12 protein-coding genes and 1 pseudogene are annotated in these 15,668 nt (G+C 72.4%); 12 read left to right on the forward strand and 1 reads right to left on the reverse strand.

Annotated elements, in window-relative coordinates:
* The first annotated feature begins 1 nt into the window (after position 1).
* The 7 genes from ACVDFE_RS22645 (at position 2) to ACVDFE_RS22675 (ending at position 9,581) form a co-directional block, all read left to right on the forward strand.
* Complete coding sequence (locus ACVDFE_RS22645; protein ID WP_458431744.1) at positions 2 to 1,318, forward strand: RICIN domain-containing protein; 1,317 nt, start codon at positions 2 to 4, stop codon at positions 1,316 to 1,318.
* A 138-nt stretch (positions 1,319 to 1,456) separates the two neighbouring features.
* Positions 1,457 to 2,188, forward strand: a complete 732-nt coding sequence (locus ACVDFE_RS22650) for a glycoside hydrolase N-terminal domain-containing protein (protein ID WP_458431745.1) — start codon at positions 1,457 to 1,459, stop codon at positions 2,186 to 2,188.
* Between the two features lie 42 nt (positions 2,189 to 2,230).
* Complete coding sequence (locus ACVDFE_RS22655; protein WP_458431746.1) at positions 2,231 to 3,460, forward strand: ROK family protein; 1,230 nt, start codon at positions 2,231 to 2,233, stop codon at positions 3,458 to 3,460.
* 74 nt (positions 3,461 to 3,534) lie between these two features.
* Positions 3,535 to 4,383 carry a sugar phosphate isomerase/epimerase family protein gene (locus ACVDFE_RS22660; protein ID WP_360389577.1) on the forward strand — a complete coding sequence of 283 codons (849 nt, stop codon included), beginning with the start codon at positions 3,535 to 3,537 and terminating at the stop codon, positions 4,381 to 4,383.
* 88 nt (positions 4,384 to 4,471) lie between these two features.
* Entirely contained in the window at positions 4,472 to 7,909 is a 3,438-nt protein-coding gene (locus tag ACVDFE_RS22665; protein ID WP_458431747.1) for a ThuA domain-containing protein, read from the forward strand.
* Between the two features lie 56 nt (positions 7,910 to 7,965).
* Positions 7,966 to 8,610 (forward strand): hypothetical protein, encoded by a 645-nt coding sequence (locus ACVDFE_RS22670; protein ID WP_458431748.1) that lies wholly within the window; start codon positions 7,966 to 7,968, stop codon positions 8,608 to 8,610.
* Positions 8,607 to 9,581: a polyprenyl synthetase family protein gene (locus ACVDFE_RS22675; protein ID WP_458431749.1), complete on the forward strand. Its 975-nt coding sequence runs from the start codon at positions 8,607 to 8,609 to the stop codon at positions 9,579 to 9,581. Before ACVDFE_RS22670 ends, ACVDFE_RS22675 begins: the two co-directional genes overlap by 4 nt.
* Before the next feature lie 18 nt (positions 9,582 to 9,599).
* Here ACVDFE_RS22675 and ACVDFE_RS22680 read toward each other — a convergent pair whose 3' ends face one another.
* Positions 9,600 to 10,775 (reverse strand): ROK family transcriptional regulator, encoded by a 1,176-nt coding sequence (locus ACVDFE_RS22680; protein WP_360389565.1) that lies wholly within the window; start codon positions 10,773 to 10,775, stop codon positions 9,600 to 9,602.
* Positions 10,776 to 11,036: 261 nt separating this feature from the next.
* Here ACVDFE_RS22680 and ACVDFE_RS22685 point away from each other — a divergent pair.
* The 5 genes and pseudogenes from ACVDFE_RS22685 to ACVDFE_RS22705 form a co-directional block, all read left to right on the forward strand.
* Positions 11,037 to 11,132, forward strand: a pseudogene (locus ACVDFE_RS22685) (ATP-binding cassette domain-containing protein); the annotation flags it as partial.
* An 85-nt stretch (positions 11,133 to 11,217) separates the two neighbouring features.
* A complete protein-coding gene (locus ACVDFE_RS22690; protein WP_458431750.1) occupies positions 11,218 to 12,417 on the forward strand; it encodes a sugar ABC transporter ATP-binding protein in 1,200 nt (399 codons plus the stop codon).
* 5 nt (positions 12,418 to 12,422) lie between these two features.
* Entirely contained in the window at positions 12,423 to 13,415 is a 993-nt protein-coding gene (locus tag ACVDFE_RS22695; RefSeq protein ID WP_458434379.1) for an ABC transporter permease, read from the forward strand.
* Entirely contained in the window at positions 13,412 to 14,398 is a 987-nt protein-coding gene (locus ACVDFE_RS22700) for an ABC transporter permease (protein WP_458431751.1), read from the forward strand. The genes ACVDFE_RS22695 and ACVDFE_RS22700 overlap by 4 nt, the downstream gene beginning before the upstream one ends.
* A 70-nt stretch (positions 14,399 to 14,468) precedes the next feature.
* The gene (locus ACVDFE_RS22705) at positions 14,469 to 15,662 is read left to right on the forward strand and encodes a substrate-binding domain-containing protein (protein ID WP_458431752.1); all 1,194 of its coding nucleotides are present in this window, start codon (positions 14,469 to 14,471) and stop codon (positions 15,660 to 15,662) included.
* Positions 15,663 to 15,668 lie beyond the last annotated feature (6 nt).

Here is a 15,668-nt window from a genome sequence, read left to right on the forward strand (position 1 = left end):
GGTGAGCGCCGCGGTGGCGGCACTCGTCGTGGCGGGGACGGTGGTCGCGGCCGGTCCACCGGCGTCGGCTGCGACCATCGACACCACCGCCTGGTACGTCCTCGTCGACCGCAACAGCGGCAAGGCGCTGGACGTGTCCGGTGCCTCGGCCGCCGACGGCACGCGGATCATCCAGTGGAGCCGCACGGACGCGGCGAACCAGCAGTGGCAGTTCGTCGACTCCGGCGGCGGCTACTACCGGATCAGGTCCCGCAGCTCGGGCAAGGTCCTCGACGTGTCCGGCGCGTCGGCGGCCGACGGTGCCGCTGTCGTGCAGTGGTCCGACAACAACGGGTCCAACCAGCAGTTCCGGGCCGCGGACTCGGACGGCGGCCACGTGCGGCTGATCGCCAGGCACAGCGCCAAGGCGGTGGACGTGCGCGGCGGGTCGACCGCCGACAACGCCGACGTCGTGCAGAACACCGACACCGGTGCCGCGAGCCAGCAGTGGCAGCTCGTCAAGCTGTCCGGTGGCGGCGACCCGGGAACCGGTGGCGGCTGCGGCAAGGCACCGACCCTGCGCAACGGCACGCACACGATCCAGAGTGGCGGCAAGACCCGCAGCTTCATCCTCCGCATCCCCGACAACTACAGCAACACCACCCGCTACAAGCTGATCATCGGTCTGCACTGGCGCGGCGGCACGGCCAACGACGTCGCGTCCGGTGGCAGCAGCGGTGCCGCCTGGGCCTACTACGGCCAGCAGGAGCAGTCGAACAACACCGCCGTCCTCGTCGCACCGCAGGGCCAGGGCAACGGGTGGGCGAACTCCGGCGGTGAGGACGTCACGTTCATCGACGACCTCGTCAAACGCGTCGAGGGCGACCTGTGCGTCAACCCGGCGCAGCGGTTCGCCCTCGGGTTCAGCTGGGGCGGTGGCATGAGCTACGCGCTGGCCTGCGCGCGGCCGACCGCGATCCGCGCGGTCGCCGTGATCTCCGGTGGCGAGATCAGCGGGTGCAGCGGCGGCACGCAGCCCGTCGCGTACTTCGGCCTGCACGGCGTCAGCGACAACGTGCTGGGCATCGGCCAGGGCCGGTCGTTGCGCGACCGGTTCGTGCGCAACAACGGCTGTGCCGCGCAAAGCCCGCGGGAACCGGCGGTGGGCAGCCGGACGCACGTCACGACCACCTACTCGTGCCGGGCCGGGTACCCGGTGCAGTGGGCCGCCTACGACGGGGGCCACGCGCCCGCGCCGGTGGAGGGCTGCGGCTGTGACGACGGTGCACGGACGTGGACGAAGGCCGAGATCTGGAGGTTCTTCGCGCAGTTCCAGTGACAGTTCCGGTGACAGTTCCGGTTGACAGTCGAACTGTCGAACAACGCGGTGCCAGTCGTGCCTTCCGTGGTACGACTGGCACCGTTCCACACGCCGCGCACAGCCATGACCACCCATCACTGACGAAGGAGTCGTGTGATGCGCACCTCCGTGGACCGCGAGCGCGGCCGGCACGACACGAGCCCGGCCGTGTCCAGGACCGACGGCTTCCGCACCGACAACGACGAGTGCGGCGCCCTGCTGTACGGGATGCCCGCGATGGAGAAGGTCGTCTTCGACCACCCCGGCTGCGACCCGGCCTACGAGTTCCGCATCTCCAGCCCCGGCATGACCGCCGTCGACGGCTACGGCCGGATCACCGACTACCGCACCGGCGAGGTCATCTCGACGTGGATCGACAGGTACGGCATCTGGGCCCGCCGGGCGTTCGCGTCCAGGGTGGACCGGGTGATCGTGCACGAGCTGCTGCCCGCGCCCGGCCGCACGGTCGACACCACGCTGAGCGTCGACACCGCGCTCGACGGCCTTCCCGGTGGCCTGAGCTTCACCACCAGGGCCACGGTCAGCGGCGGCTCCGGCTACCTGAACCTGCGCGGCTCGGCCCCGGCCCGCGACGGCGTCCCCGGCTGCGAGGGCGTCACGCGCGTGGTCGCGTTCGACGGCACGATCTCCGCCAGCGGCACCACGCTGGTCGTCATCGGCGCGACCCGGCTGCTGCTGCTCACCAAGCTCGACCGGTACGCGTCGCCGACGGCGTGGGTGACCCAGGCGCTGCGCACGGCGCTGGCCGGACTGGACGCGGACTACACGGCGTTGTTCGCGCGCCACCGCGACGCCACCGGTTCGGGCGGCGGTGACACGCGGCCGTGACAGCTGCACCCGTACTTTCGGTGGCGATGTGACAATTGGCTGATGGAGAGCACCCAGGGCATCGAGGCGGGTTCGCCGGCCGCTGTGCTGCGCATGCTGATGGACGGCAGGCCGCGCACCCGAGCGGAGATCGTGGCGGCGACCGGCCTGGCCCGTTCCACGGTGCGGGCGCGGCTGGACCTGCTCGTGGCCGCGGGACTGGTGACCGGCAACGGCACGGGTGAGTCCACCGGCGGGCGCCCGGCGAGCCGGTTCGGGTTCAACCCCGGCGCGCACCTCGTGCTGGCGGCGGAGGTGGGGGCCACGCACGCCACCGTGGCCGTGGCGGACCTGGCGTGCCGGCTGCTGGCCGTCGAGCAGGTGGGCCTCGACGTCGCCGACGGGCCCGCGGTGATCCTGCCGCTGCTCGTGGCGACCTGGCGGGAGCTCCTGCGGACGGTGGACCCCGCCGAGATCGCCGGTGTCGGCATCGGGCTGCCCGGACCGGTCGAGCACTCCACCGGGCGCCCGAACAACCCGCCGATCATGCCCGGCTGGGACGGCTACGACGTGCCCGCGGCGATCGAGGCGGAGTTCGGTGCCCCGGTGCTCGTCGACAACGAGGTCAACCTGATGGCGCTGGGCGAGCACGCGGCGTCCCACCCGGACGTGCAGCACATGATCGTGGTGAAGGCGGCGACCGGCATCGGTGCCGGGCTGATCAGCAACGGCGTGCTGCACCGGGGTGCGGCGGGCGCGGCGGGGGACCTCGGGCACATCCGGGTGCCGCAGGGCGGCGAGGTGCTGTGCCGGTGCGGCAACACCGAGTGCCTGGAGGCGGTCGCCGGTGGACCCGCGCTGGCGGCGAAGCTGCGGGGACTGGGCCTGCCCGCGCACTCCACCGCCGACGTGGTGCACCTGGTGCGGTCGGGCAACCTCGAGGCCGGCCGGGTCGTGCGGCAGGCGGGCCGCGACATCGGCGAGGTGCTCGCCGGGTGCGTGAGCATGTTCAACCCCGCGCTCGTGGTGATCGGCGGGCTGCTCGCCGAGGCGGGGGAGATGCTGCTGGCCGGGGTGCGCGAGTCGATCTACCGGCGCTCGCTGCCGCTGGCCACGGAGAACCTGCGGATCGTCGCCTCGGGTGCCGGGGTGACCGCGGGTGCGCTGGGCGCGGCGGCGATGGTCGTGCGGCACGTGCTGTCGCCGGAGGTGCTGGACGCGCGGCTGGGTGCCGTCGCGGCGGGGGCCGCCGGGGTGGCCACCGCGGAGGTTCACGGCACTTTTGGCGGATAGTCGTCATAAGTTACGCCAGAAGCGACGCTCTTCTGCATTGACCCGGTCATATGTCCGGGCCTACGTTCAGGCTCATGTGGGACATTGGCGTCAGCACATGGGTTTGGACGTCGCCGCTCACCGACGACGGGTTGGCCGCCCTCGCACCGAAGGTCCGCGAGCAGGGCTTCGACGTCATCGAGCTGCCGGTCGAGCAGCCGGGTGACTGGGACCCGCACCGCGCGGCCGACCTGCTCGCCGCACTCGGCCTGCGCGCCACCGTCTGCCTGGTCATGCCACCGGGCCGCGAGCTGGTCGCCGCGGACACCGTGCGGGAGACGCAGGACTACCTGCGGCACGTGGTCGACGTCGCGGCGGTCGTGGGCAGCCCGGTCATCGCCGGTCCCGCCTACAGCTCCGTCGGCCGCACCTGGCGGATCGACGACCGGCCGCGGGTGTACGCGGAGCTGCGCGCGAACCTGGCCCCGGTCGTCGAGCACGCCGCCGCACGTGGCGTCCGCGTCGCCGTGGAACCGCTGAACCGCTACGAGACCAGCCTGCTCAACACCGTGGACCAGGCGCTGGAGGCACTGGCCGGGCTCCCGGACGAGGGCTGCGGACTGGCGCTCGACACCTACCACCTCAACATCGAGGAAGCGGCACCGGTGAAGGCGGTCCACGCCGCCGGGTCGCGGATCGCGCACGTCCAGGTGTGCGCCAACGACCGCGGCACACCGGGCCGCGACCACCAGGACTGGCCGGCCCTGCTGGGCGCCCTCTCCGGGGCCGGCTACCGGGGACCGCTGTGCATCGAGTCGTTCACCCCGGACAACGCCGCCATCGCGACCGCCGCCTCGATCTGGCGGCCGCTCGCCGACTCACCCGACGCCCTCGCCGCCGAGGGGCTCGCCTTCCTGCGTTCCGCCGCCGCCGCTCTGACCTGACCGCCGACCGCCTCACCACCACGGAGGAGTGGCAATGCAACGCAGACTCACGCGATTACTGTCAGTGCTGGCCGGTGTCCTGGTGGTGATGGGGCTCGTCGTTCCGGTCACCCCCGCCCAGGCGCACGGCCTGCACGTCCTGCTGTTCTCCAAGACCGCCTCGGGCGCCTACCGGCACGACTCCATCCCCGCGGGCATCACGATGTTCGAGCAGCTGGCCGCCGAACGCGGCTGGGAGCTCACCAAGAGCGAGGACGCGTCGGTCTTCAATGACACCACGCTCGCCACGTTCAACGTCGTCGTCATGCTGCAGACCTCGGGCATGGTGTGGGACACCGCGGCACAGCGCACCGCGATGCAGAACTACATGCGCAGGGGCGGTGGTGTGGTCGCGATCCACAACGCCACCGACATGAACATCGAGGCGCAGTTCCCGTGGTGGGACCAGATGCTCGGCATGACGATGACGCAGCACTCGGCGGTCGTGTCCGGCACCGCGAAGGTCGCCGACCGCAAGCACCCGTCCGGCGCGGGTCTGCCGGACCGCTGGACGCGCACCGAGGAGTGGTACAACTTCAACCGCTCCGCGCGCGGTGACGTGCACGTGCTGGTCACCGCCGACGAGTCGACCTACGACGCGGGCTCGTCGAAGATGGGCGTCGACCACCCGATCTCCTGGTGCCGCAACTACGAGGGCGGCCGGCTGTGGGCCACCGGCATGGGCCACCAGGCGTCGAGCTACTCCGAACCCCTGTTCCGCCAGCACATCACCGGCGGCGTGGAGTCCGCGGGCGGCGTCGTCTCGGCCGACTGCGGGGCCACGGTGTGGAGCAGCTTCCAGAAGGTGCAGCTCGACAGCTCCACGATCGCGCCGAGCACCCTCGACGTCGCACCGGACGGCCGGGTGTTCTTCACCGAGTACAACGGCAACCTCAAGATCTACAAGCCGGACACCAGGACCACGGTCGTCGCGGGCACGCTCAGCGTCTACGGCGGCGGGCAGACCTCGGAGGACGGTCTCGTCGGCCTCGCGCTCGACCCGGCGTTCGCCACGAACCGGTGGGTGTACCTGAACTACTCGCCGACCGGGTCGCAGGAGATCGCGCGGATCTCCCGGTTCACGATGAACGGCGACCGGCTCGACACCTCGACCGAGAAGGTCCTGCTCACCCTGCCCGCGTCGCGGCGGGAGGAACCGGGCCACACCGGCGGCCAGCTCGCGTTCGGGCCGAACGGCAACCTCTACATCAGCGTCGGCGACGACACGAACCCCAACGGCGACTCGGCCGGCTACGCGCCGATCGACGAGCGCTCCGGCCGTTCGCTCTACGACGCGCAGGGCACCGCGGCCAACACCAACGATCTGCGCGGCAAGATCCTGCGCATCCACCCGGAGGCCGACGGCACCTACACCGTCCCGGCGGGCAACATGTTCGCGCCCGGCACGGCCAAGACCCGGCCCGAGATCTACGCGATGGGCTTCCGCAACGCGTTCCGCTTCAGCGTGCACCCCACCACGGGCGTGGTCTACGCGGCCGACTACGGCCCGGACGCGGGTTCGGACAACCCCAACCGCGGACCCGCGGGCCTGGTGGAGTGGAACGTCATCAAGTCGCCCGGCAACTACGGCTGGCCGTACTGCGTGGCGAACAACATCGCCTACAACGACTGGAACTTCGCCAACAACACCTCCGGCGCGAAGTTCAACTGCGCCGCACCGGTGAACAACTCGCCCAACAACACCGGTCTCACCACGCTGCCCGCCGCCCGTGCCGCGGACATGTGGTACGGCAACGGGGCCAACGGCAACGTGTGGCCGGAGATGGGCACCGGCGGCGAGGCGCCGATGGCGTTCCCCGCCTACCAGTACAACGCGAACAACCCGTCCACCACGAAGTTCCCGGCCTACTTCGACCAGACGCCGTTCTTCGGCGAGTGGTCGCGCAACCGGATGTGGGAGTTCCGGCTCGACTCGTCCGGAAACCTGTTGAAAATCAACAACTTCCTGTCGAACATGTCCTTCGCCTCGCCGATGGACGCGAAGTTCGGGCCGGACGGGTCGATGTACCTGCTGACCTGGGGCACCGGCTGGGACGACAACAAACCGCTGCCGGGCGCGGGTCTGTGGCGCATCGACTACACCGCCTCCGGTGAGCAGAGCCCGGTCGCCCAGGCCTCCGGCACCCCGCTGTCGGGCGGCTCGCCGCTGACGGTGCGCTTCTCCAGCGCCGGATCGGCCGACCCCGGTGGTTCCGCGCTGACCTACCGCTGGGTGTTCGGCGACGGCAGCACCTCCACCGAGGCGAACCCGACGCACACCTACACCGGCCGCGGCCGGTTCACCGCCCAGCTCACCGTGACCAACGCGAAGGGCAAGACGGGCACCGCGAACGTGACCGTGACGGCGGGCAACACCGAACCGGTCGTGCGCTTCACCGGCCCCGCCGACGGTGGCATGGTGAACTTCGGCGACACCGTCCCGTACACCGTGTCGGTGACCGACCCGGAGGACGGCACGATCGACTGCTCCAGGGTGACCGTGCAGTCGAACATGGGTCACGACACGCACAAGCACCCGATCGGTTCACCGGCGACCGGCTGCACGGGAACGCTGCAGACGGGCATCGACTCCGGGCACCAGGGCCTCAACGTGCACGTCATCGGGTCCGCCGAGTACACCGACGGCGGCGCGAGCGGGGTGCCGGCGCTGACCGGTGGCGCCCAGGTCGTGTTGCAGCCCAAGCAGAAGCAGGCCGAGTTCTTCACCGGCTCGTCCGGTGTGCGGGTGGTGTCGCAGTCCGGTGCCGAGTCCGGTGCGCGGATCGGTGACATCGGCAACGGCGACTGGATCTCGTTCAACCCGGTCAACTTCACCGGCATCAACCAGGTGTCGTTCCGGGTGTCCGCGCCCTCCGGCGGTGGCGGGACCATCGAGCTGCGGTCGGGTTCCCCGACGGGCTCCCTGGTCGCGTCGGCGGCGGTGTCGAGCACCGGCGGCTGGGACAACTACGTGAACCTGCCCGCGGTGAACGTGACCGCGCCGTCCGGTTCCGTTGAGCTGTTCGCGGTGTTCCGCACGTCCTCGTCGACCAGCTTCGACCTCGACTCGATCACCTACGTCGGGCCGGGTGTCGGGACGGGCGGCGGTGGCGGTGGCGCCAAGGAGATCGTCGGCGCCTCCGGCAAGTGCGTCGACGTGAACGGCGCCAGCTCGACCGACGGTGCCAAGGTGCAGTTGTGGACGTGCAACGGCGGCGCCAACCAGAAGTGGACGCAGAACGGCACCACGTTGCGCGCGCTGGACAAGTGCCTGGAGGTCACCGGCAACAGCCAGACCGACGGCACCGCTGTGCGGCTGTGGTCGTGCAACGGCGGGTCGGGCCAGAACTGGACCGCGCAGTCCGACGGCACGATCCGCAACGGCTCGAAGTGCCTGGACGCCAACGGGGCCGGCTCGGCGGACGGGACCCAGCTGATCATCTGGACCTGTCACGGCGGGACCAACCAGAGGTGGACCTTCCGCTAGCGGGAGGGCGGCCGGCGGCTCGCCGCCGGCCGCCCTTGTTCCCGGAGGAGGACTCGATGGTCAAAACCGTGCGGAGCCGTGCGGTCAAACCGGCCGTGCGGCCCGTTCCCGCCGCACGGCCGTTCTGGGCGGGGCTCGTGACCGCGTTCCTGCTCGGCCTGGCGGTGGCGTTCCTGGTGGGGTCGTGGACCGGCCCGGACGCGACCGAGCAGCGGATCGCGGAGCTCGAACGCGAGGAGGCCGACCGCGACGCCGCCCAGCTCGGCCCGTTGTCCGACCAGGCCCGGCAGAGCCGCGACCGGCTGGCCCCGGTGCTCGCGGCGATGGCCGAGGCCCCCACCGCGGAGGCGGTGAGCGGCTGGCGGGACGTCGTGGCGGAGGTGGCCGGGACGTACGAGCAGTCGCCGTCGGCGGGCAACGGGATCAACATCGCGCGCACCGGCATGCGCACGGCGGTGCAGCAGCTGGCGGCAGCGGTGAAGACCTGCGAGCTGGCGTTCGGCGGGGCCGAGGCGGACCGGGCCGCGCTGCTGGCACTGGCGCAGGAGCAGCGGATGCTGGCGGTCCGCACGTGGTCGGTGGCGGCGGTGCAGCTCGACGTCCTCAACATCGAGGCCGGGCGCGGGCACGTGCACGTGCAGCTGTCCGGCGACGGGGACACCGGCGGGCTCACGGTCGACGGTGCGCCGGAGGGGCGGTGACGGCTGACCCGGTGCGGCTGCTGGACGAGGCACGGGCGGCGGTCGAGCCGGTGCGGCGGGCGGCGGTCGACGGGCTGGGACCCGCGTTGCGACGGGTCGCCGGCTACCACATCGGGTGGTGGGACGCGGACGGCCGACCCGCGCGGGCCACGGGGAAGGCGCTGCGTCCGGCGCTGGCGCTGGCGAGCGCTCGTGCGGCCGGCGGTGAGGTCTCGTCCGGGGTGGTCGCGGTGGCCACGGCGGTCGAGCTGCTGCACGACTTCTCGCTGCTGCACGACGACGTGATGGACGGCGACGAGACCCGGCGGCACCGGCCGTCGGCGTGGATGGCGTTCGGGACCACGGCCGCGATCCTCGCCGGTGACGCGTTGATCGGGCTCGCGGTGCGCCAGGTGCCGCCCGCGCTGGCCCCGGTGCTGGCCGACGTGCTGGTCGAGCTGTGCGAGGGTCAGTCGGCGGACGTGGCGGCGGAGCCGGTGTCGCCGGCGGAGTGCCTCGTCACGGCGGAACGCAAGACGGGTGCGTTGCTCGGCGCCGCCTGCCGGCTCGGTGCGGTGGCGGCCGGTGCCGGCGAGACCACGGCCGAGCACTACCGCGGGTTCGGCGTGCACCTGGGTGTCGCGTTCCAGGCCGTCGACGACCTGCTCGGCATCTGGGGCGACCCCGCCAAGACCGGCAAGCCGGCCCACGCCGACCTCCGCGCACGCCGCCGGTCCCTGCCCGTGGTGGCGGCGCTCGCCGAGGAGTCGCCCGCCGCCCGCCGGCTGGCGCGGTGCTACGCCGGGCAGCCGGCCGATCCCGAGGAGATCGCGCACCTCGTCGCCGAGGCGGGTGGCCGGGCCTGGACCGAGGCCGAGGCGGACCGGCGGGTGCGGCTCGCGTTCGACTGCCTGCGGCAGGCCTGCCCGACCTCCGCCGGCGGGGCGGAGCTGCGCGCGTTGGCGGGGCTCGTCGTGGCCAGGGACCGGTGAGGCCACCCGCCGCAAGCGTCAGCCCAGCTGCTGGTCCACGACGGCGGGGGACAGGACGTGGTGGATGACCATGGCCGCCGCACCGAGCACACCGGCCACCTCGCCGGCCCGTGACGGCACGATCCGCAGGTTCTCCGTGGCCAGCGGCAGCGAGCGTCGGTAGACCGCCTCCCGCACCCCGGCCAGCAGCATCTCACCGGCCGCGGCGAGGTCTCCGCCGACCACGATGAGCGAGGGGTTGACCATGCTGACGCACGCGGCGAGCACCTCGCCGATGGTGCGGCCGGCCTGCCGGATCGCCTGGCCCGCCTCGACGTTGCCCGCGCGGACCAGCGCGACCACGTCGGCGCTCGTGTGCGCCTCGACGCCCCTGGAGCGCAGCCGGGCCGCGACCGCGGAGCCGCTCGCGACGGCCTCCAGGCAGCCGGAGTTGCCGCAGCCGCAGTCGGCGCCGTCGCCGTCGGGCACCCGGATGTGGCCGAGGTCCCCCGCCGCGCCGGCCGCGCCGCGGTGCAGGACGCCGTTGCTGATGAAGCCGGAGCCGATGCCGGTCGCGACCTTCACGACGATCATGTGGTCGGTGCCGGGGAACGAGTGCGCGTGCTCGCCCAGCGCCATCAGGTTGACCTCGTTGTCCACCAGCACCGGCACGCCGAACTCGGCGCGCAGGTGGCCGGGCACGTCGAAGCCGTTCCAGGCCGGCATGATCGGCGGGTGGTTCGGGCGGCCGGACGAGTGCTCGACCGGGCCGGGCAGGCCGATGCCGACACCGGCCAGCGACACCGCGGACAGCCCCGCGTCGCGCACCATCTCCCGCCACGTCCCGGCCAGCGCCGCCAGGACGCGCTCCGGGCCGGTCGCGACGTCCAGGGCGAGGCGCCGGGAGGCCAGCAGCCCGCCCACGAGGTCGGTGACGGCGATCGTGGCGTGGCTGGCACCGACGTCGGCAGCCAGCACCGTGCGCGCGCCCGCGTTGAACGCGAACCGCCCGGCCGGACGGCCGCCGGTCGCCACCGTGATCACGCGGTCGGTGAGGAATCCCGCTCCCTGCAGGGCGTCGAGCCGGGTCCGGACCGCGGCGCGGGTCAGGCCCGTCTGGGTGGCCAGCTCGGCGCGGGTGCGTGGCACTCCGTCGAGCAGCAGCCGCAGCAGCTGTCCAGGCGATGCTGCGGGGGCCCAAGGTACGTCCGGCACCGGATCAGTGAACCAAATAGACCGAGTAATGGCGATATTCATCCCGAAGACATGTGTCCTTTGGCAGAGAAGCGCCAACTTTTGATTGACAGTCGCCAATAGTCCACTCTACGTTCGCCTCATGACTGTGACCCGCGTAACACCGGGGGTGGCGGCGTGACGGACGTCGTCCGGTTGGAGGGGATCGGCAAGGCCTTCCTGGGCGTGCCGGTGCTGCGCGGCGTCGACCTCGCACTGCGGGGCGGCGAGGTCCACGCGCTGGTGGGCGAGAACGGCGCGGGCAAGTCCACCCTGCTCAAGGTGCTGGCGGGCGTGCACCGGCCGGACACGGGCCGGGTCGTAGTGCGCGGCGAGGAGGTCTCGTTCGCCGCGCCGCGGGACGCGCAGGCGGCGGGCATCGCGATCATCCACCAGGAGCTGCACGCTGCTGGAGCACCGCACGGTGGCCGAGAACGTCTTCCTGGGCCGCGAACCCGTGCGCCGCGGCCAGGTCGACCGGCGGGCGATGGAGGCGGAGACCCGGCGGCTGCTCGGCTCGCTCGGCGAGGACGGGATCGACCCCGGCACCGAGGTGGCGCGGCTCTCCGTGGCGCGCAAGCAGGTCGTGGAGATCGTCAAGGCGCTGTCGGCCGACGCGACCGTCCTCGCGATGGACGAGCCGACCGCCGCGCTCGCCGACGGCGAGGTCGAGCTGCTGTACCGGCTGGTGCGCAGGCTGCGCGACCGCGGGATCGCGATCCTCTACGTGTCGCACCGGATGCGCGAGGTGTTCGACCTCAGCACCCGCATCACGGTGCTCAAGGACGGCGCGTTCGTCACCTCCGCGCCCACCGCCGAGCTGACCACCGACCAGGTCGTGCGGCACATGGTCGGCCGTCCACTCGACAGGCTCTACCCCGAGCGCGCCACCGCGCCCGGCGAGGTGCGGCTGGCGCTGCGCGGCGCGGGGAACGACCGGGTGCGGGACCTGACGTTCGAGGTGCGGTCGGGCGAGGTCGTCGGCGTCGCAGGGCTGCAGGGCTCCGGCCGGTCCGCGCTCCTGCGGGCGATCTGGGGCGTCGAGCCGTTCACCACCGGGACGCTGGAGCTCGACGGGACCCCGGCCCGCGTCACCGGTCCGCGCACGGCGGTGCGCAAGGGCATCGGGTACGTCACCGAGGACCGCAAGGGCGAAGGGCTCGCGTTGCGGCAGTCGGTGCGCGACAACACCCTGCTCGTCCGCCGGGCGACCTCGCGCGGTGCGCGCGCCCGCCGCGAGACCGACCTGCGGGAGCTGCTGGCCTCGGTCGCCGTCGTCGCACGCGGCCCGCACCAGGAGGTGCGCTACCTCTCCGGCGGCAACCAGCAGAAGGTCGTGCTGGCCAGGTGGCTCGCCGTGCGGCCGCGCGTGCTGCTCGTGGACGAACCGACCCGCGGTGTCGACGTCGGCGCCAAACAGGCGCTGTACCGGCTGCTGCGCGACCTGGCGGCCGACGGCCTCGCGATCCTGCTGGTCTCCTCCGAGCTGCCGGAGCTGATCGGGCTGAGCGACCGGGTCCTCGTGCTGCGCGAGGGCACCCTCGCGGGCGAGCTGCCCGCCGGTGCCGACGAGGAGACCGTGATGGGCCTGGCCACCGGACACCTGGTCGGAGAACCCGCGTGAGCGCCGTGGGCGTGGCGGCCGGCCGGCTGCCCGCGCGGCACCGCGCGGTCGCGTTCACCCCGGTCGTGGTCGTCTACCTGGCACTGGTGGCGTTGCTCGTCGTCGGCAGCGTGCTGGTGGCGCTCGACGGCGGCGTGCTCCTCGACCACGGCGGCGTCCTCAACATCCTGACCCGCAGCACGGTGCTCGGCCTCGTCGCGATCGGGCAGACGCTGGTGATCGTCACCGGCTCGCTCGACCTGTCCGTGGCCTACCTCGCCGGGCTCTGCTCGCTGATCGCCGCCGAGACCATGGCGGGCAGCACCGCCATGGTCGTGCCGGGCGTGCTGGCGGCGCTGGCCGTCGCCGCGGTCGTGGGGCTGGTCAACGGCCTGGTGATCACCGTGCTGAAGGCCAACGCGTTCATCGCCACGCTGGGCGTCGCGCTCGTCCTGCGCGGCTACCTGGAGCACAGCTACACCGGACCGGCCGGCAGCGTGCCGCGCGCGTTCCAGCACCTCGGCTACGACCGCATCGGCCCGGTGCCGGTGTCCGCGCTGCTGATGCTGGCGCTCGCCGCGGCGGCGTGGTGGTACCTGCGCCGCACCCGAACCGGTTACCACATGTACGCCGTCGGCGGTGACGTCGACGTGGCGCGGCTGTCCGGCGTGCGCACCGGGCGGACGATCGTCACCGCGCACGTCGTGTGCGCCGTCATGGCGGGGCTCGCCGGGGTGTTCCTGGCCTCGCGGCTGGGGTCCGGCGCACCGTACGTCGGCACCGACGCCGGGTACGACCTGGAGTCCATCGCGGCGGTCGTGCTGGGCGGTACAGCGCTGGCGGGTGGTCGCGGCGGAGTGGCCGGGACCATCGGCGGGGTGCTGATCCTGGCCACCCTGGACACGATCTTCGACGACCTCGGCGTGAACTCGTTCTTCAAGGACGTCGTCCGCGGTGTCGTGCTCGTCGTGGCGGTGGCGCTGTACGCGCGCCGCCGGCACACGGGGAGGTCGTCGTGACCCGGCTGCGGCTCGCCGACGGCACGGCACCCGTGCTGGTCGTGCTCGTGGTCCTGCTGGTGGCACTGGCGTTCGCCGGTCCCGCCTACTCCGAACCCAGCGGCTACCTCGCGCTGCTCAAGCGGGCGGCGCCGCTCGTGGTGCTCGCGGTGGGGCAGTACTTCGTGGTCGTGTCCGGCGGGTTCGACCTCTCGGTCGGCTCGCTGGTGACCGCCGAGGTGGTGATCGCGGCCCGGCTGGTGGACGGCGACGACGCCGACACCGCGTGGGTCGTCGCGCTGCTGCTCGGCTTCGGGCTGCTGGTCGGCCTGGTCAACGGGCTGGTCACGACGAAGCTGCTGGTGCCGTCGTTCATCGTGACGCTGGGGATGCTGCTGGTCCTCGACGGCGCGGTGTTCCTGTGGACCGGTGGCGCACCGCGCGGTGCGCTGTCGCCGTCGTTCCGGGTGGCCGGCCGGGGCGGTGCCGACGTGCCGCTGCTCGGGCAGGTGCCGTGGTCGGTGGTGGTCCTGCTGGTCGTGGTCGGCGCGGCGGTGTGGTTCATGCGCGGCCCGACCGGACGCCTGCTGGTCGCGGTGGGCGACAACGAGAAGGCCGTCCACCTCGCCGGTGGCCGGGTGGACCGGTTGCGGCTGCTCGCGTTCGTGCTGTCGGCGCTGCTCGCCACGGTCGCCGCGATCCTGCTCGCCGGGTTCGCCGGGGTCTCCGCCCAGGTCGGCCAGGGCCTGGAGTTCCGCGCCATCACCGCGGTGGTGCTCGGCGGGGTCCTGCTCGGCGGCGGCCGGGGTTCGGTGGTCGCCGCCGCCGCCGGTGCCGTGACGCTCGAAGCGCTCTTCTCCCTGCTGAACCTGCTCGGCGTCTCCGGTGCGCTGGAGTCCGCCGTGCAGGGCGTGATCATCATCGCCGCCGTGGCCTACGCCGCCCGCGGCACCGCGCTGCGCCGCCTGCTGCCGCACCGCAAGACCACTGTGGACAGCACGTGACCGCACCGCCGCACCACCTCTCCTGACCACACCGCCTGAGCCCCCGCCGAAGAAGCCGAGGAGCAAGCACATGCACAGGAATTGGTCCGTCGTGGCCCTGGCCGGCGCGCTGGTGGTGGCCGGGTGCTCCAGCGACCTGCCCGCCACCTCGGGCGCCGACGGCACCTCCGGACCGGCGAAGGCCATCGCGAAGTCGGAGTTCTACGACCAGGCGGAGCTCGCGCGCCAGCTGCGGTTCCGCACCGCGAAGGCGATCGGGCTCGACGGCCAGGACGGCACGGCGGGGCCCTGGGAGCAGGCGCTCGATCCGGAGCTGACCGACACGGCCAAGTACGCCAAGCCCGGTGGCGGCTACCACCTCTGCTTCTCCAACGCCTCGGTGGACAACCCGTGGCGGCAGGTCGGGTTCAAGACCATGCAGCAGGAGGTGAAGCTGCACCCGGAGATCACCAAGTTCACCGTCCTGGACGCCGAGGCCAAGGACGACAAGCAGATCAGCGACATCCAGTCGCTCGCCTCCCAGGGGTGCAGCGCGCTGGTCGTCTCGCCCAACACCACCGCCACGCTCACTCCGGCGGTCGAGGCCGCGTGCGCGACCGGCGTCCCGGTGATCGTGTTCGACCGCGGTGTGAAGACGAGCTGCCCGGTCACGTTCATCCACCCGATCGGCGGGTTCGCCTTCGGTGCCGACGGCGCCGAGTTCCTCAAGGAGAAGGTGGCGCCCGGAGGCAAGGTCCTCGCCCTGCGCATCCTGCCCGGTGTCGACGTGCTGGAGCAGCGCTGGGCCGCGGCCGACGAGGTGTTCGCGGGCAGCCAGGTGAAGGTCGTGGGCGTCGAGTTCACCGACGGCGACGCCGCCAAGACCAAGAGCATCGTCAACGAGTACATCCAGCGCGAGGGCAAGATCGACGGCGTCTGGATGGACGCCGGTGCCACCGCAGTGGCCGCGGTCGAGGCGTTCCAGGACGCCGGGGTGGCCATCCCGCCGTTCGTGGGCGAGGACCAGCAGGACTTCCTGCGCATCTGGGCCGACGAGAAGATGACCGCGGTCGCCCCCACCTACCCGACCTACCAGTGGCGCACGCCGGTAATCGCAGCGTTGCGCGTGCTCGGCGGCAAGCAGGTGCCGCGCGAGTGGGTGCTGCCGCAGCCCAAGGTCACCCAGGACACGCTGAAGGACTTCATCAAGCAGGACATGCCGCCGCTGCACTACGCGATGTGCGGCTGCGAGCAGATGCCCGGCTACCCCGCGCCGTGGAAGTGACCCGGT

Source organism: Lentzea chajnantorensis (assembly GCF_054300775.1).